The following is an 18,693-nucleotide window of genomic DNA, read 5'->3' on the forward strand; positions in this document are numbered from 1 at the left end:
TGTTTGGAGCGGAAGAAACAGCGATGGAATTATGATGCCTGATGGAGAATATCTCTATGGAATTTACACAGTAGAAAATGGTCAAATTGTAGCAAATACTGGTGTGAAAAGTGGGGTTGTTGAAGCGGTGAAGTTCTTAGGCAACGAACTGTACCTACTTATCAACGGTGAAATGTATCCTTATTCGGTAGTAAACGAGATAAGTGCCTAAATTTTGATAAGCAATAAGACTAGATAGGAGGAGTATAACATGCTCAGATCAATGTACTCTGGAATCACAGGTTTAAGGAATTTTCAGGATCAACTCGACATAGTTGCAAACAATATCGCCAACGTTAACACCGTAGGTTACAAAGGCTCTAGAGCAACATTTCAAACGACTCTTTTTCAAACATTAAGTGCAGGAAACGCACCTCAAAACCAACTAGGTGGCACAAACCCTATGCAAATTGGGTTAGGTTCTCAATTAGCTTCTATAGACAAATTAATGACACAAGGTTCTCCTATGTCTACAGGTAAAGCTACAGATCTTATGATCCAAGGAGAAGGTTTTTTTATACTTTCAGATGGAATAGGTCAATACTACACACGAGCTGGTAATTTCACTAGAGATTACAACGGATTCTTTGTAGATCCTGCATCTGGAATGAAATTACAAGGTTGGACAGCAAAAATCAATCAAGAAGGAAATAGAGTCATTGACACCAACGATCCTATAGGAGATATTCAAGTATCTAGTGGACAAGTAATGGCGGCAAAGCAAACCTCCTTTGTAAGACTTGCACATAACTTAAACGCCGGTGCAGGTATTCAGGACACAACAATTGTGGTCAAGAGTACAACAGGTGAAAATATACCTGTAAAATTTTCTTTCAAAAGGGATATGAGCGAAGAAAACAAGGATAAAAATGTTTACAATTGGACTGCAAGTGTAGTTGGTTCGGATTATAATTTTGCACTTTATGATAGTTCTAGCGACCCTATTAACCAACTTAACGGAAAAGTAGAGCTTGACGGCACAGGAAATGTAATTAGTTGGGTTAATTACGATATCAACGGAGATCCTTTAGCAGAAAATAAGATTTCTATATACGACATAAACGGTGAAATAGTGGATCAATATGGTGATTCTCTTACTGTAGCTACATCAGGACCCGATGCTACTCTCACAGGAAGCATTAGAGTTACAGATATCAAAACGGGAAAAGTGGTTTATTATGATCCGAAAGATATTACAATTGATTTTGATGGTTCCGGAGGTCTAACAATAAATTTAACTATTAATGGCTCACCAGTGGATTTTTCTGGAACTGCGGATACAGTTGGTGAATTCAACAAATTACTATCAGCTGGAATTACTTCTGGAGATTATACACTCACGGGTTTGCGTTTAGTTGGAGATTCTGATGCATATACTATCAATAATCAGACTCTTGCTGACTTAAAATCCGTTAGAGAGATGATTCAACCACCTTCAGGAGGAAAGATTAGATTCACCGATCTCAACAACCCCACCAACTTTTCAGAAGCCAACTATATCAGTCCATCTGTAACCACATCGACAGTAGTATTCGATTCTCTAGGTAACCCTTACAATGTCTATTTAAAATTTACAAAAATAGATGCTAACACTTGGTATTGGAAGGCAGAGTTAGAAGATGGCACCCCTTTGTATAAAAGTACCGCTGATGGTCAATTACTCGATGATTCCGCCGAAGGAGTAATAGCCTTCGACGCAAACGGCAACATAGCCGCAACTCAATGGAAAATCAACGATGACGGTACCATAGATCAAACTATCGGAGATGGTGACGATGGAGCAACGGGTTTCTGGTTCGACCCAGCTGAGCTGGGAGCTGCTTTAGATCCAAGCGTGGACCCTCAATCAGCAGCTGGTGCAGGCCCTGTTAACGTTTCGATTAATTTTCAAGAACTTTCTCAATTTTTTGCAGAAAATTCCATAGCGGTTACCGAACAAGATGGAAACGCTCAAGGAACCTTAAAATCTTTTGCTATAAACACCAATGGACAGATTATAGGATCTTTCACAAACGGTTTAACCGCCCCCTTGGGGCAAGTAGCTTTAGCCACTTTTAACAATCCTGAAGGTTTATCAGCTACGGGTAACTCTATGTACGCTTTGAGCTCAAACAGTGGACTTCCACAAATAGGTGTCTCTGGTGTTGGAGGAAGGGGAAGTATTAATCCAGGGGCTTTAGAAATGTCGAATGTGGATTTAGCGGAAGAATTCACCAACATGATCATAGCTCAAAGAGGATTCCAAGCAAATTCAAGAAGTATAACTACCGCAGATGCGATCCTTAACGAACTTGTAAACATCAAGAGATAATTATGCTCTTTATGGGGGTGGGCTGCGGGGTAAAGGGGCGCTAAAACGGGTTTTAGAGTTTCTAAAGTGAACAATCTTTGGAGGTTAAGATGATTAAACTCACAAAATTGAACGATGAAGAATTTTATATAAACCCTTATCAAATTGAAAAGATAGAGTGTCATCCTGATACGACCATAACGATGATGAACGGTCATGTTTACGTCGTTAAAGAAAGTATTGAAGAAGTTAAGAAAAAAGTGGTAGAATTAAATAAGGAAATTTTTGGCAAATAAAGTATGTATTATTTTTGAGCAAACTTTTTATAATTGGAATAGTGCAAAACAAGAGGTGGGATAGTTGTGGATATATCGACAATAATCGGTTTATCTTTAGCGATAGTTGCACTAGTAGTAGGTGCAGGGAGTGAATTTACAACTTTACTAGATATACCTTCTTTTTTTATAACCGTTTTGGGATCTATTGGTGCAACATTCATCGCCCATCCAAGTTCAAGGTCTTTTAAAATGTTTAACATTATCATTGAAGCCCTCAAAAATCCTAAGATAGACAACCTTGAAACATTGAGGACCTTATACTCGTTTTCTGAAAAAGCAAGACGGGATGGTATGATATCTTTAGAAGAAGATTTACCCAGTGTTCAAAGTGAATTTTTAAGAGATGGTTTGAGAGCCGCCGTTGATGGTACGGATCCAGAAGAGATAAAAAAGATATTAGAAGTGAAAATGGACATGTACCAAGAAACTGAAGAAGATAAGATCTCAGTTTTGGACACTTGGGGAGCTATGGCTCCAGCCTTTGGTATGATAGGAACTTTGATAGGATTGGTTTTGTTGTTAGATACTCTTAGTGATCCAACAACTATTGGACCGAGAATGTCTCTCGCCCTTATTACAACGTTATACGGTGCTCTTATTGCAAACACCATCGCTCTCCCACCTGCTGAAAAATTAAAAAAAAGGGTGGATAAAAATATCAACCAAATGCGAATGATGTTAGAAGGTATATTGTCGATAGTACAAGGTGAAAATCCACATTTGATGGAAGAAAAACTAAAGGCATTTCTCAGTGAAGAAGAAAGACGTGCCTATGAGGCAGAAAAAGGTGAAGCTGTTTTGTAATTTAGAGGTGATATTTTATGCCTAGAAAGAAAAGAGAGAAAAAAGGTGAAGCCCCATGGATGCAAACTTTCAGCGATATGACTACACTGTTGTTAACAATGTTTATCGCATTGTTTTCTATGGCAACTATATCACCTGGAAAATTTCAACAGGCGGTTGTTAGTTTACAAAGTGTATTCGAAGGTCAACCTGTTGGGGTACTAGTTGGAGGCAGAAGTATTTCCGAAGAACCTTTGATTACTTCTAATCCTGGAATTAGGCAAGAATTATTAAAAATTATAGAAGATGAAAGGTATAAAGGGAAAATTACTATTGAGGAAACGGATAAAGGGACGATAATATCTATGAAAGATATTGCCTTTTTTAGAACAGGGAGCGCTGAATTAACCGCCGAAGCGAAAGAGCTGTTGTATAGGATAGGTACGATAATATTAGAACACACATCTAATGCGATTGAAGTTTATGGTTTTACGGATGACAGGCCAATTTTACCTTCGAGTTTATATCCTTCTAATTGGCATTTGAGTGCAGCTAGAGCGGCAAGTGTAGTTAGTTTTTTTACCACAGAATTGAAAAATAGAAGGCTAGTAGAAAAGATGGCTGAGATTAATTCTGGACAATTTGATATAGATTATTTTTACAATTCAGATAGATTCTTCCCAATTGGTTTGGGAGATAGTGAAATAACGAAAGAAATTAACCTATTAAGGTCGGAAATTGATTCACGAAAATCCTTTGCTTTAGATCAATTCACAAAAGGAGAAATAAATTCTGCACAGTTACAGCAAATTGAAAAAGAATTAGAAAACGAATATAATACAAGATTGAATGAATTAAGGCAAAAATATAGAAGAATAGATATTCTTATACTAAGACAAAGAGTAAGATAAATGCAAGAGAGTGGAGGCGAAAGATTTTGGAGAATGAAAATATAACTTCAGAAGAGGGAAAAACTAAAAAATCAAAGCCATCTTTTTTAATGACTTTAATAATAGTCATAGTTGTCGCTTTAATAATATCAGGAATCACGTCTTTTTTTATAGTGAGGATCCTGACGTCAAATGTTGCTTCAAGTTCTGATCAATCTTCACAAGTGTCCGCCACAACTCCTGCTAGAGTGATATTAATTATGGAAGGTTCTAGATATACTATGATGTTAAAAGGAGGATACGACATTGCTGTTATAGATTCTTTACAGTTAGATGTTGGAAGTAATCAGGCGAGAGATTTAATAACTTCCAACCGCTTAGAGGTGTTAGAGGCTATACGAATGATATTTATGAACAAAACAAGAGGTGAGCTTTCAACACCACAAGGCATAGAGTTAACTAAGAAACAAATAAAAGACACGATAAATGAAATGCTAGGATTTACAGGTGAAAGGGAAAGTTTGGGAGTTATAAAGGTGACAATGATTATAATGACCATAACAACTAGTCAATAATGGTTCGCTAAGTGGAAACATTAAGGGGCAAGCCCCTTAAGATCCCCAAGTTCAAAGTCGAAAATCAACTTAAAAACATGGTTTGCATACTACAGCAAACAAGGGGCAAGCCCCTTAAGAACCCCAAGTTCAAAATCATAGTTTATTATAAAAAAGCTTTTTGCACAAGGCTGCAAAATGAAAAAGAGGTGTTTTTATGCCTGAAGATGAAACCCTTACACAGGAAGAAATAGATAGTATTTTAAAATCAATGAGTTCTGGAGAAGCCCCCGAAGAAGTTCTTGAAGAATATCAAGGAGAAGAAAGAAGAATCAAAGACTACGATTTTCGAAGACCGATGAAGTTTTCGAGAGAACAACTAAGAACTCTCCAGTTAATCCATGAAAGTTTTGCGAGAGAGCTATCTACTTATCTTTCAGGCAGAAGTAGAACGTTTGTCGATGTTAAATATGCCAGTATTGATCAAATTACTTTCTCAGAATTCCAAAAATCATTAAACTCACCAACCTTTATTGTTATTTTTTCGTCCGAAGCTTTTTCAGGAAGTGCTATTTTGCAAATGGGCTTAGACTTGGGATACGTTATAATAGACAGACTTTTAGGTGGATCTGGGAACACTCTTGAAGAGATTCGGCCTCCTACGGAGATAGAAATGAACATTTTAAGAAAAGAAGCTGCAGTTATGTTGAGAATGCTATCAAAATCTTGGTCAAACATAGAGGAATTTGATGCCAATTTGGAAAATTTAGAAACTAATCCCCAATTTGTTCAAGTTGCCCCTTCAAATGAGATGACAATTCTTATAACACTATCTGTTACGATAAAAAATGTACAAGGTTTTGTAAATCTTTGTTTCCCGTCCTCTTCATTGGAACCTTTGAACGATAAATTGACAACAAGAATGTGGACTACCTCGTACAGACATACTGAAGAATTTAAAGAAAATCTAAGACAAACGTTGCTACTTTCAAAGTTAAATTTATCCGCTATACTTGGTAAAGCAGAGATATATTTAAACGATTTTTTGAATATGGAAGTTGGTGATGTAATACGCTTAGATTCTTTTTACGACGAGCCAATAGATTTAGAAATTGAAGAAAGACCTATATTCAAAGTAAATGTAGGTAAGAGTAAAGGTTTTTACAGTGTAAAGATCATTGAGAAAAACAAAGAACTTTTAGAAAGACTTCTTGTTGAAGAAAGCATGAAAAAAAAGACAAAAAAGCAAGATTCCTCTGAAAAAAGTGAAACCACTGAAAAAACAGGAGATGAATGAAATGCCTGAAAACGAATTTTTAAATCAAAACGAATTAGATTCATTATTAAAAGGGTTAAATAACACTGATGATCCAAAGGAAAGCGAGGAAAACTCAACTGTAGATGAAAAACTAGACTCACTTTTGGATGTGATTGGTGAAATTGCAAATATCACAATGGGTTCTGGGGCAACAACCCTTTCAACTTTGCTAAGAAAAAAGATAGAAATCCAATATCCTCAAACAGATATTATTAAATTTAAAAATATAACAACAAATTTTGAGGGGGAGAATGTTGTTGTTACAGTAGAGTACAAAAAAGGTTTGTATGGTTTAAACACTTTAGTATTACCTTTGAATTTAACTAATATAATAGCGGACTTAATGCTAGGAAAAGACGTAGAAAATATCGAAGAAAGAGAATTAGATGACATTAGTTTAAGCGCTGTCTCTGAAGCAATGAATCAAATGATGGGCACAGCTTCAACTGCTTTATCGGATTTTCTAAAAACAAATATCGATATTTCTCCACCAAACAGTCGAGTACTGAATTTTTCTGATCCCAATATTGAATTTCCCCCGATAGAAACCGACAAGGAAGCTTATGTTATCTCCATAAAGTTCAACGTGAAAATCACTGGAGTAGCTGAAACGACTTTCTGGCAATTTATACCAATGAAATTTGCTCAAAAAATTAAAGAACTTATGGAAAAAACTTTTGGTAAGGTTAAAGTTAAGGAAGAAGGCTCAACAAATTCAAATGCGCAAGAAAAAAGTAATTCCAACGTGATCAAAGAGAAAAAAGTTAAGGTTCAACCTGTAGAATTTGGTGAGTTTGAAAAAAAGGAAGAACCTATCTCCCAAAATATAGATCTATCAAAGTTGGAACTCTTGCTTGATGTTCCTTTAGAACTAAAAGTTGAGTTAGGATCAACTAAATTAAATCTTAGAGAGATCTTAGAGTTGCATGAAGGCTCAATGATACAGTTAAATAAATTGGCAGGGGAGCCCTTGGACATATACGCCAATGGAAGATTAATTGCTAGAGGCGAAGTTGTAGTTATCGATGAGAATTTTGGAATTAGAATAACAGAAATCGTCTCGTTAAGAGAAAGGATGAAAACCCTGAAATGATAAATAAGAAATATTTACTCTTTTCTTTGCTTGTTTTTTCCACCTATATATTTGCTCAACCAAGCGTGCAAGGCCTTTTAGAGAGTTATTCGGGGTACAAAAAATTAAAATTTGTTATTGATATTCAGTTTCAAATAACGAATAGTAAAGAAATAGCGGGAAGATTAAGCTACATTGATAACAGATATATAATATTTACCTTTGAAAAACCATCTTTATTTAAAGATATATATTATTGTTATGATCTCTTCGATACGGTTTTTTACACAAACGTTCGTGATGAAGTAGATGAATACGATCAAATATCTATACGTACGGCCTCTATTCCTGATTTACTTTCATCTTTCCTACCGTTTTTTAATATGGAAAATTTTGATGTAGTGGTGACAGAAGACGGGGTATATGAAATTCAACAGTACCTTCCAAAAACCAGAAATTTCTTAAGATTGCTTAATATAGACTTTACCAAATTCAATATTTACTATTTTAAACCTTATGAAAATATAAAGATTTTAGAAAAGTTAGAGATTTTGAATTCCGAGGAGAATAAAAGGATCATAATAGAAATCAAAGAAATTAAATCTCTGCCTGATGAAGAAGCAGATGCAGAATTAAATAAAATACTAAAATCTTCTTAGTTTCACTATAAATGAGCTAAATCTGGCAAGGAATAATCTGCGTACCTTTTTTCCATATCCTCCCCGCTTTTCTTTCTTTTCAAATAGCTCAATTGTTCTCTCAAAAGCTTTTTACTTTCTGGTTTCCCATGCCCTGGAAAAACCATTTTTATATCTAAGGAAGATAAGCTATTTAATCTGGATATCCACTGGTCAACATTGGAATTGAGTATTTCAGCATGCACCTTAGAAAATACGAGATCACCACTTATTAGATATCCTTGTGGTTTTAGGATATAAATTGTTGAATCTAAAGTATGTCCGCCAATATTTTCCGATGATAAAATTTGATCTTTTAAAAAAAGAAAAATAGAATTCTCAAAAATGACGATGTCTTTTTCTTTTAAAGCCTCTTTGAAATTGTTGAAGTTGTACTCTGCTACCTTTGAACTTTCTTTTAAAAACGTGGTATCCAAGGTATTAAGAAAGTCCAATGTTTTTTTGTTCATATATAGATCAAATTTACGTTTGCTAAAAACAGCTCCAAAGGTGTGATCAGGGTGAAAATGAGTAAAAAAAACTTTTTTTAATTTTTTTGAAGTCCGTTCTTCAACTATTTTCACCATATTTTCAAACTTTTTTGGATAAAGGGAACTATCAAAGGCTATCAAGCCATCGTCGTGTTCCAAAAATGTAACAGAACTTGCACCATTTTCAAACCAAAAGTTGTAAACATTATCGTAACTTTCAAACATAAAAATCACCTCTAAAAATAAATAGTTAGCTTTCCTTTGCGCCGCTACCCACCCATAAGGATAAAAAGTTTTATCGCCCCATTTTGCAACCCATCATCTTATTATTTTTTAAGTTCTATTATATTTTTTCGACAAAAATAATTGATATTCCTTGAATCACGTGATATAATTTTGTTAGGAATACTAATCAATTTTTGGGGTAGGTGAATCTTTTGATCAAAGAATTTATTAAAAAATACTGGTGGAGATACCTCATCGGTATTCTTTTCCTTATCACCGTTGATATCATTCAGCTGTTTATTCCAAGACAAATTGGAAGCATAGTAGATATACTAAATACTCAATCCCCAAACCTTAACCAAGTTAAAACGTTGGTATTTGGAATAATCATGTTAGCTTTAGGATTGGGTATTGGGAGAGTTTTTTGGAGGATTTCAATTATTGGTGCCGCCAGACTTTTTGAGTATAAAAGTTGGAAAAAAATGTTCAATCATATCATAGGCTTGGACCAAGATTTTTTTGACAAATGGAGAACGGGGGATTTGATGACTAGGTTCACTTCTGATGTTTTGATGTTAAGACGTATGATGGGGATGTCGGTTATAATGCTTGTTGATACTATAACAATGACAACTTTAACTTTATTCGCAATGGGTACTTTCGTGAATTGGAGATTGACTTTTATTTCGGTACTACCGCTTCCTTTAATAGCAATTATATCACTCTTTTTTGGGAGATTCATCCACAGAAGGTTCAGAGAATTACAAGAAAAAACTTCGGAGTTATCAAATATAACCGAAGAAAATGTCTCTGGTGTGGATGTTGTAAAGTTGTATTCAAACTATGACACGATGCAAGAGATATTTGACACTAAGTCTCAAGAGTTCTATAATTCTTACATCCGCTTGGTAAAAGTTTGGGGATTGATGTTTCCTTTAGCTATGTTAGTAGGACAATTAGCAACTATCTTTGTTTTCAATTTTGGTGGACCAATGGTAATAAACAACCAGATAACCCTTGGAGACTTCATAATGACAAACCAATATATAGGAATGTTGATATGGCCAATGATGGCGGTTGGAAATTTAATCAACCTAATACAAAGAGGAAGAGCCTCTTTAAGAAGGGTTAACGAAGTTTTAGAACAAAAAAATTCAATAAAAGAACCTCCAAGAAAAGATTTCGAGTTCCAGGGCCACTATCAAATCAACCATCTAACGTTCAAATATCCAGGTTCACAAAGGGTGGTTTTGAACGATGTAAACATGAATATAAACCCTGGAGAAATGGTAGCCTTTGTTGGAAGAATAGGTTCAGGAAAATCTACATTAGCAAAACTCCTTGTTAAACTATACCCAGTTGAAAGAGGACAAATATTTTTGGACGGAAAAGATATAAACGATGTAAACGGTGAATTTATAAGAGACAATGTCTCGTATGTACCACAAGATAGTTTCTTATTTTCAATGACGATAAGAGAAAATATAGCCTTTTCCGATGAAAAAATAGAAGATAAAGTGGAAGAATTTGCAAAACTTTCTCATGTACATGATGATATAATGAGCTTTGAAAATAAATATGACACAATAGTGGGAGAAAGAGGGGCTACACTTTCAGGTGGTCAAAGGCAAAGGGTTACCATAGCGAGGGCTCTAGCTAAAAGATCAAAAATGATAATATTAGACGATTGTCTTTCCGCTGTGGATACCGAAACGGAGGAAGAAATTATCAAAACACTTAGGCAACAAGCAAAAGGCAAAACAATCGTCGTTATATCTCACAGGCTCAAGGCGGTTAAAAATGCCGACCAGATTTATGTATTCGATGATGGTCAAATCGTTGAAAACGGTAGTCACAATCAGTTGATCTCACGAGAAGGTATTTACTATTCGATGTACATGAAACAATTAATAGAAAAAAATTTGGAGGAGTAGAGCAATGGCTTCAGTTCATGAAGAAATATTTTTAGAAGAAAAAGAAAAAAGCGAAGGCGATCTCAAAACCTTCATGAGGTTGTGGGTGTACATAAAGAAGTACAAGTTATTACTATTTTTGACCTTTTTAACTTTGGCAATAGCAACGATAATAGAGCTATCCTTACCTATTTTTATACGATACGGGATTGATAACGTAATAAATGTAGAGTATTCATTTGATATGGTCCCTGGGAGTGAATTGCAATTTATTGAACAGGAAAACGGAGCCTATAATCTAGAGAAAAGAGACAACAATTATTATATGGTTAACAATCAAACAGGTGAAAGAATACAAGTCTCAGGGGAGCAGTATTCCCAATACTTTGACGCAGCCTATCGAAAAATCCATGTGTTTAGCCTAATTTTTATATCAGTACTTATGGGACAATTTATCTTAAATTACGGTCAAGTTTTCTTTGCTAATTTAGTTGGTCAAAAGGTTATTTTTCATCTGAGGAAAGATTTATTTGGTCATATATTAAAACTCAAATATACATTTTTTGAAAAAAATCCCCCGGGCAAAGTTACAACACGTGTGGTTAATGACACCCAGAATCTTTCAGATTTCTTCAGTGAGGTTGTGACAAGTTTGCTCAAAGATATAGCTATAATAACTGGTGTAATCATTTTAATGATGGTGTTAGACTTCAAACTGAGCCTATATACGATGTCTATGTTCCCAGTTATCGTTGTTTCAGTTGTTTTATTCAGGCATTTTGATAGAAAGGCTTACGACAAGGTTAGAACCAGAATATCGGCTCTAAATTCCTACTTAGCCGAAAATCTATCTGGAAGCAATGTTACAAGATTATTCAACCAAGAAGAGAGAAAGAAAAAGGAATTCGACTATATGAGTACCAAGGTATATCGTGCAAATGTGCAGCAATTGCACGTATTTGCAATCTTTAGACCTTTAATGAGTCTTTTACAGTATTTTACAATCAGTGTTTTACTTTGGTTTGGTTCTTTGTTATTAACTGATGGGCAGACAACCTTTGGAACTATCTATGCCTTCACTTCTTATGTAGATATGTTCTTTAGACCTCTGTTCGACCTGGCAGAAAAATATGACATAATGCAGAATGCATTCGCATCAGCTGGAAAAATTTTTAAGATATTCGATCAAGAACAGGAAGATTTTGGAAGGAAAAAATATACAAGTATTCAAGAGGGCAAAGTTGAATTTCAAAACGTTAAATTCTCGTACGATGGAAATACAGAAGTCTTAAAAGGCGTAAATTTCAAGATAAATCCTAACGAAAGAGTAGCCATAGTTGGGGAAACAGGTTCAGGAAAAACTACAATAATTAAATTGATAAGTGGTCTTTACAAATATCAAAGTGGTAAAATACTATTAGACGATAAAGAATTATATGAATACGATCTCAACGAATTACGCAAAAAAATTGCTGTAGTACCTCAGGACGTATTCTTGTTCTCTGGAACTATTTTGGATAATATGAGATTATTTAATCAAAACATTCCTGATGAAGAAGTAAAAAAGGTTGCAAAATCCGTATACGCGGATGAAATTATTTCACGTTTACCTCAAAATTACTATACCGTCATCACAGAAAGAGGTGGAACTTTATCATCTGGTGAAAGACAGTTAGTAGCCTTAACTAGAGCGGTACTTTTTAATTCAAAAGTCATAATTTTAGACGAAGCAACAGCTAATGTAGATGTGGAAACAGAATATTTAATACAACAAGCTCTAAATAAAATATCTGAACGTTCAACTATAATTTCCATTGCTCACAGACTTTCGACCGTAAAAAGCTCTAACAGAATAATAGTTGTACATAAAGGTTTAGTTGTTGAAGAAGGAAGTCATGAAGAACTTATCAACAACCACGGAATTTACTATGACCTTTATAGGCTACAATTCCAGAATAGCTGATAATTGTCAAACTTTGAAGGGGGCTCATATATTGAATTTCTTCGATAAGATACCAACAAACACATATGTCTCTCCAATATCAAAGGAACTCTATTTAAAAAGTGATTCAAATGTTGCCGTGTTGATTCTACATGGTTACACGGGTTCTCCCCATGATATGTATTACATAGGTAGACAGATCCACAAATCTGGTTTTTCTATATACATACCCAGACTCCCGGGACACGGAACCAATTCCAACGATTTTTTAAACTCTAATTGGAGAGATTGGCTCAGAAAATCAATAGATTCTTACCTTGACTTAAAAGCCTACCACGAAAAAGTCTATATTTTAGGTCTTTCCATGGGAGGTTTATTAACAACTATCTTAGCAAGTAAATTCCATCCAGAAAAAATTGTTTTAGCTGCTCCTGCACTAAAGGCAAAGGATTGGAGAATAAATTTAACTCCATTCTTTGGTTTTATTGTTAAGAAAATAAAAAAGAAGAATCCTCAGACATTCGATGACGAAAAGCTTGCTTATCTTGCTAGCCAATACTGGAATTATGACTGGCCCTCAAAGGCAGCAGATCTTTACAAACTGCAAAAAATGGCTCTTAAAAACCTTTCAAAAGTCACATCTAAAACTTATGTAATACTATCAAAAAAAGACGAAGCAGTCCCTTTCTCGGTAAAAGAAATCATAGAAAACAATATTAAAGGAAAAATTGAATTTCTGATATTGGAAGAAAGCGGGCACGTGGTTGTAAACGATATCGAAAAGGAACACGTGGCAGAACAGACTATAAATTGGCTTAAGAAAGAATAGTCATAGTAAAACACAACATAATTATTTCTACTTTGAAATTCTTTCTTTTGATAAAACTTGTTGCAAATAGTAAGAGGTGTAAGTACCACTTTCAGCTATTTCTTCAGGGGCGCCTGTAGCCACAATATAGCCCCCGTCTTCTCCGCCTTCTGGTCCTAAATCTATAATATAATCCGCATTTTTTATAATATCCATCTCATGTTCTATCACTATAACGGTATTACCCTTTTCAACGAGGATATTAAGAACTTTTATTAATTTCTTTATATCTTCGAAATGAAGACCTGTAGTAGGTTCATCTAGTATATAAACGGTATTACCAGTGGATTTCTTTCTCAACTCAGAGGTTAATTTGATCCTTTGAGCTTCTCCGCCAGAAAGGGTAGTTGCAGGCTGACCTAATCTTATGTATCCCAAACCCACATCTTGCAATAGTTGTAGAACATTTTTTATTAATGGTAAGTTCTTGAAAAAGTCCAAAGCTTCATCCACGGTCATATCCAAAATATCAGAAATATTTTTACCTTTGTAAGTGACCTTTAGTGTCTCTTTGTTGTATCTTTTCCCTTTACATACATCACAGGTTACATACACATCAGGTAGAAATTGCATCTCAATCTTCAAAACCCCATGACCTTTACACGCTTCACACCTTCCACCCTTAACGTTGAAGGAAAACCTTCCCTTATCGTATCCTCTAATCTTAGCCTCAGGTGTTGCCGCAAACAGTTCACGAATATAATCGAATACTCCAGTATATGTAGCTGGGTTACTTCTTGGAGTTCTACCAATAGGGCTTTGATCTATAGAAATCACACTATCTATATATTCTAAGCCTTCGATTTTTTCATATTCTCCCGGTCTCACTCTGGAATTGTAGAGCTCTTTTTGCAAAGCCGGATACAATGTATCCATAATCAGCGAAGATTTACCAGAGCCTGAAACTCCGGTTATAACTACAAATTTTCCCAGCGGAATCTCAACAGTGATATTTTTCAGATTATTATGTTTGGCACCGATTATCTTTAAACTACTGTTCTTTTCAACTCTCTTTTTATCAAGTATATCTATTCTTTTTTCTCCTCTTAAATACTTTCCCGTAAGGGACGTGTTAGAATTTTCCAACAATTTATTAGTAGGCCCTTGAAAAATCACTTTTCCACCATTGACTCCAGCCCCAAGTCCGAGATCTATTATATAATCAGAAGATCTAATAACGTTCTCGTCATGTTCGACAACTATTACCGTATTATCGAGATCTCTCAACTTTTTCAAAGTATTTATAAGCCTATCGTTGTCTCTTTGGTGAAGCCCTATAGTTGGCTCATCCAAAACATATGTCACACCTGTCAACCCCGATCCTATCTGTGTGGCCAATCTAACCCTCTGAGACTCTCCACCGGAAAGCGTTGTAGCATTTCTTCCAAGTGTCAAATAATCAAGGCCTACATCGACCAAAAATGTTAATCTTCTATTTATTTCTCTAAGAAGTTCGTGAGCTATTTCCATTTCAAAATCACTCAATTTTAAGGCATCAAAGAATAGTTTTACTTCACTAATTGGCATTTCTGTCAAATCGTATATATTGTATCCATCGATCCTAACGCTTAATGCCTCTTCTCTCAATCTTTTGCCGTTACAAGCTTGACACGTCTTTTGAATCATGAAATTTCTTTCGATCCATTCCCTTATATCCCGTGAATCCGTTTGCTTATACCTTCTCTCGTACCAATTCACCATACCCTCGAATTCCCTAGTAAACTCATAACTATCCCCGTTTCTTTTTGAAAAGGAAAAATCTATTTCTTTGTCAGTCCCATACAGTAAGGTATTTAAAACTTTCGAAGGCATGCTTTTTAAAGGTTTTGATGGATCCTCCCCCAAACTTCGAACAACATCTTTCATCATGCTCACCATGAAAGTATCTTTCCCCATGTTCAAAGCAGCGCCATCTTCTAAAGACTTGTTTATATCAAATATATATTCAGGTTCAACCTCCAACTTAAAACCTAATCCATGGCATTCAGAACATGCCCCATAAGGGCTATTAAATGAAAACAACTTGGGATTAATTTCTGGAAAACTATATCCACATTTAGGGCAAGCTAGATTCTCAGAATAAGTTTGAGTAGAAATGACGTTCTCATTATTATCCATTTCCCTAATTTCTACAAAGCCATCCCCCTCTTTGAGGCACAATTCAACGGCTTCGAAGATTCTCTCAAAATTATCTTTTCTTAATTTAACTCTATCAACAAGTAGGTTTATATTATGCCTGTAGGTCTTTTCAAGTGAGTCTATTTCATCTAAATCGTAAATCACTCCGTCAATTTCTACCCTTTTGAAACCAGAGATCTTCATACTATGGAGTTCTTTTTTAAACTCACCTTTCTTTTCCTTAGCAATTGGAGCAAAGATATACAATCTTGCATCCTCTTTAAAATTTTTAAAAATATTATCCACAATTTCATCTACAGTAGAACTTTGCAGTGGGATATTGCACTTTGGACAGTAAGCCTTACCAACCCTTGCAAACAACACCCTAATATAATCATAAATCTCTGTGATGGTACCTACCGTTGACCTTGGATTATGACTTACAGACTTTTGTTCAATGGCAATTGAAGGAGAGAGGCCCTCGATAAATTCAACATCGGGCTTTTTCAGATTACCTAAAAACTGCCTTGCATAGGAAGAAACAGACTCTAAATACCTTCTTTGACCTTCCGCATATATAGTATCAAGAGCTAAAGTTGATTTCCCTGAACCTGATAAGCCGGTAATGACTGAAAGGGTATTCTTAGGTATCTCAACATCTATATTTTTTAAATTATGCTCTCTCGCACCTTTTATTCTAATCCATTTGTTATCCATATACATCCTCCTGAAAAGGCAAATATTCGCACCTTTTTTATACACTTATATTATACAATCAAAAAATTAACGCTAAAAGAATTTTATTTATCTTTTAACAAAGAAGCTCAAAGTATCTTCTATGTTAGATTAACAGGCAAAAAACAATTAACCTAAAAACATACATATATGATATAATTAGATTACATGGTGAGTTATAGGGTAGAGCTTTGCTCATCTTTTCCCTAAAAGGGTGGGGATCGGGGCAAAGGGGCGGTGCAGCCAGCAAAATGTTTAGTCTAGCAGGTGAAAGTCCTGTCTTGGCAATTTGTCCGTTTCAGCCAAGTAGATATATCCGACATACTGAACGGTAACGGGCAGTATGAAAGCTCGGAAGTAAACGGCCAGACTGCTCATTGAAGTAGGAACGACTCAGTGGTCTATCAATCTGGGAAGCCCTAGCATAAAGCGAAGACTGCTAGCCGAAATTTCCCGCCTGCGTGAAGTCGTTTGCAGGGTATTCAGGAGGTCGACCTATCTGCGCTCCATAGGGAAGACTGAAACACTCGACAATTCAAAAACGGACTATTTGTTGAGTGCTCCTGCGGTATAGGGGTCAGAGCGTCTCAGAAAAGACTAAACATCAAAGCTGGGAAAGTCCTATCCAAAAAGGGCTGTTGATATAAGTTGAACAAACGAAGTTCAACAGGCGGATAGGATTCTCGGATGAGCCCATAGTAGCGATGAAGTTTCTGTAATGGAAACGGAGCGAAGGGGCTCTGGACGATAAGTTCTATGCAGGGACACATCTGCCAGACACAGAGCTGGAATAGAGATGTCAACAAAACTGTATAGATATGCTCAATGTAAACTGGCGACAGGAAGGCATTGAGAAGAATTATCGTTTGAAGCCGTATAGGGGAAATCCCTACGTACGGAATTTTAGAGGGGGTGGTGGAAATAGGGTTAAGGTAAACCTAAACGGGCACGAAACTGGAAACGGTGGATACAGCCAAGGGGAACCTAAGGCCACTACGCCACTGCTCTACTCAACAAGGGGTGCTAACACAAGTTTTAGAGTTTCTAAAGACATTACCGTGAACTACTTACCTCTAAAGAGGTAAGCTTCCTAATTCATCGACTACCAGAACAGAATGCAAGATTAGATTGTAGTCTCCAAAGGCTTTACTTCCCCCAGTCCCTGGGGTAGAGTCAGTTTATACAGTGACTAACTGTTCTATTCCAAACTGCCTAATGTTGATAGCAGCGTTTATATCTCTATCATGTACAGTTCCACATTCAGGACATACCCATTCCCTATCAGAGAGTTCTAAATCTTCGTTCTTATACCCACATACACTACAAGTCTTAGACGAAGGTTCGAACATTCCTATTTCGATTATTTTCTTACCTAATCTCTCCACTTTGTATTTTAGGAATGTTTTGAATTGGTACCAACTTGCATCTGAAATACTCTTTGATAGTTTACGATTTTTAAGCATGCCTCTTATATTGAGAGTTTCCACAACGAAGACATCAGCTTGGTTCTCACTGATTTCTTTCGTTAGTTTATGCAGAAAATCTTCTCGAATATTTTTAATTTTCTCATGTATTCTAGCAACTTCTAATTTTGCTTTTTCCCAATTCTTAGAACCTTGTACTTTGTTCGAAAGCTTCTTTTGTGCATGCTTTAGTTTCTTTTCGTATTTACGAAAAACTTTAGGTGCTTCAACTTTTGTTCCATCTGATAATACGACAAGATCTTTAAGTCCCATATCCATACCGATTGAGTTTTCGTAGTCTATATCTCTTTCAGGGTAAGAACCTTCTACTTGGAATGTTATAGACACAAAGTACTTACCTGTTGGAGTTTTAATGAAAGTACAATTTTTTATCTTTGCATTTGGATCGATTCTTCTATGTACTCTTACTTTAATACCTTCTTTAAATTTTGGTACGAAAAGAATTTCGTATTTATCATTACCCTCATTTTCATATAGTTGTATATGTTGTGGAACTCTAAACGATTGTCTACTTGATTTCTTTTTAAACTTCGGATGTTTACTCAGTTTCTTAAAAAAGCGTTCAAACCCAATCTCTAAATCTTTTATAGACTGTTGTAATGATTGAGAGTTGACATCGTTTAGCCATTGATACTTCTCAGTTTTTTTTAAAACCGTAAGTACTTTAGCCCATACATAGTAGTTAGTATACGTTTTAGTATTCTTATATGCATTGTTTGTAAACTCTAAGAATAGGTTGAACACAAATCGATTATGTCCAAAATGCTGATTAAGTTTCTCAATCTGTTCGTTTGTTGGATATATACGAAACTTGTATGTTTTTAACATATTCAATCACCTTAATTTCGATAATTGTATGATATAATACAATTGTACCATACATATATATAATTAACAACGTATTTTTGACCTAGATTCGCTTTGTGTTTCTAAAACCAGCTATCATCTCTCCAATA

At 35.4% G+C, this 18,693-nt stretch carries 14 protein-coding genes and 1 pseudogene; 12 read left to right on the forward strand and 3 right to left on the reverse strand.

Going from position 1 to position 18,693, the window contains the following annotated elements; genetic code table 11:
• The 9 genes and pseudogenes from AA81_RS00670 to AA81_RS00710 all read left to right on the forward strand — a co-directional run.
• Positions 1-211 (forward strand): annotated as a pseudogene (locus tag AA81_RS00670) (flagellar hook assembly protein FlgD); the annotation flags it as partial.
• Positions 212-250: 39 nt separating this feature from the next.
• The gene (locus tag AA81_RS00675) at positions 251-2,350 is read left to right on the forward strand and encodes a flagellar hook-basal body complex protein (RefSeq protein ID WP_103897894.1); all 2,100 of its coding nucleotides are present in this window, start codon (positions 251-253) and stop codon (positions 2,348-2,350) included.
• An 89-nt stretch (positions 2,351-2,439) separates the two neighbouring features.
• The gene (locus AA81_RS00680) at positions 2,440-2,625 is read left to right on the forward strand and encodes a flagellar FlbD family protein (RefSeq protein ID WP_103079225.1); all 186 of its coding nucleotides are present in this window, start codon (positions 2,440-2,442) and stop codon (positions 2,623-2,625) included.
• 66 nt (positions 2,626-2,691) lie between these two features.
• The gene (locus AA81_RS00685) at positions 2,692-3,471 is read left to right on the forward strand and encodes a motility protein A (protein ID WP_103079226.1); all 780 of its coding nucleotides are present in this window, start codon (positions 2,692-2,694) and stop codon (positions 3,469-3,471) included.
• Positions 3,472-3,488: 17 nt separating this feature from the next.
• The gene (locus AA81_RS00690; protein ID WP_103079227.1) at positions 3,489-4,361 is read left to right on the forward strand and encodes an OmpA/MotB family protein; all 873 of its coding nucleotides are present in this window, start codon (positions 3,489-3,491) and stop codon (positions 4,359-4,361) included.
• Between the two features lie 26 nt (positions 4,362-4,387).
• On the forward strand, positions 4,388-4,915 hold the full coding sequence (locus tag AA81_RS00695) for a flagellar basal body-associated FliL family protein (protein ID WP_103079228.1): 528 nt from the start codon (positions 4,388-4,390) through the stop codon (positions 4,913-4,915).
• Positions 4,916-5,111: 196 nt separating this feature from the next.
• Positions 5,112-6,191, forward strand: a complete 1,080-nt coding sequence (gene fliM / locus AA81_RS00700; RefSeq protein ID WP_103079229.1) for a flagellar motor switch protein FliM — start codon at positions 5,112-5,114, stop codon at positions 6,189-6,191.
• A gap of 1 nt (position 6,192) precedes the next feature.
• A complete protein-coding gene (gene fliY, locus AA81_RS00705) occupies positions 6,193-7,305 on the forward strand; it encodes a flagellar motor switch phosphatase FliY (RefSeq protein WP_103079230.1) in 1,113 nt (370 codons plus the stop codon).
• Positions 7,302-7,943 (forward strand): hypothetical protein, encoded by a 642-nt coding sequence (locus tag AA81_RS00710; protein WP_103079231.1) that lies wholly within the window; start codon positions 7,302-7,304, stop codon positions 7,941-7,943. The genes fliY and AA81_RS00710 overlap by 4 nt, the downstream gene beginning before the upstream one ends.
• A 5-nt stretch (positions 7,944-7,948) precedes the next feature.
• Here the strand turns inward: AA81_RS00710 and AA81_RS00715 are convergent, their stop codons facing one another.
• The gene (locus tag AA81_RS00715) at positions 7,949-8,677 is read right to left on the reverse strand and encodes an MBL fold metallo-hydrolase (protein ID WP_103079232.1); all 729 of its coding nucleotides are present in this window, start codon (positions 8,675-8,677) and stop codon (positions 7,949-7,951) included.
• A gap of 203 nt (positions 8,678-8,880) precedes the next feature.
• Here AA81_RS00715 and AA81_RS00720 point away from each other — a divergent pair, with 203 nt between their 5' ends.
• Genes AA81_RS00720 through AA81_RS00730 form a run of 3 tightly spaced genes read left to right on the forward strand, consistent with a single transcriptional unit; the run spans position 8,881 to position 13,361 of the window.
• Positions 8,881-10,611 (forward strand): ABC transporter ATP-binding protein, encoded by a 1,731-nt coding sequence (locus tag AA81_RS00720; RefSeq protein WP_245857210.1) that lies wholly within the window; start codon positions 8,881-8,883, stop codon positions 10,609-10,611.
• Between the two features lie 4 nt (positions 10,612-10,615).
• Positions 10,616-12,553, forward strand: coding sequence for an ABC transporter ATP-binding protein (locus AA81_RS00725; RefSeq protein WP_103079234.1), 1,938 nt, complete (start codon positions 10,616-10,618; stop codon positions 12,551-12,553).
• 31 nt (positions 12,554-12,584) lie between these two features.
• A complete protein-coding gene (locus AA81_RS00730) occupies positions 12,585-13,361 on the forward strand; it encodes an alpha/beta hydrolase (RefSeq protein ID WP_103079235.1) in 777 nt (258 codons plus the stop codon).
• Positions 13,362-13,388: 27 nt separating this feature from the next.
• Here the strand turns inward: AA81_RS00730 and uvrA are convergent, their stop codons facing one another.
• Positions 13,389-16,235: an excinuclease ABC subunit UvrA gene (gene uvrA / locus AA81_RS00735; RefSeq protein WP_103897895.1), complete on the reverse strand. Its 2,847-nt coding sequence runs from the start codon at positions 16,233-16,235 to the stop codon at positions 13,389-13,391.
• Positions 16,236-17,431: 1,196 nt separating this feature from the next.
• A complete protein-coding gene (locus AA81_RS00745; RefSeq protein WP_103897896.1) occupies positions 17,432-18,565 on the reverse strand; it encodes an RNA-guided endonuclease InsQ/TnpB family protein in 1,134 nt (377 codons plus the stop codon).
• Positions 18,566-18,693 lie beyond the last annotated feature (128 nt).

The organism is Petrotoga halophila DSM 16923, assembly GCF_002924615.1.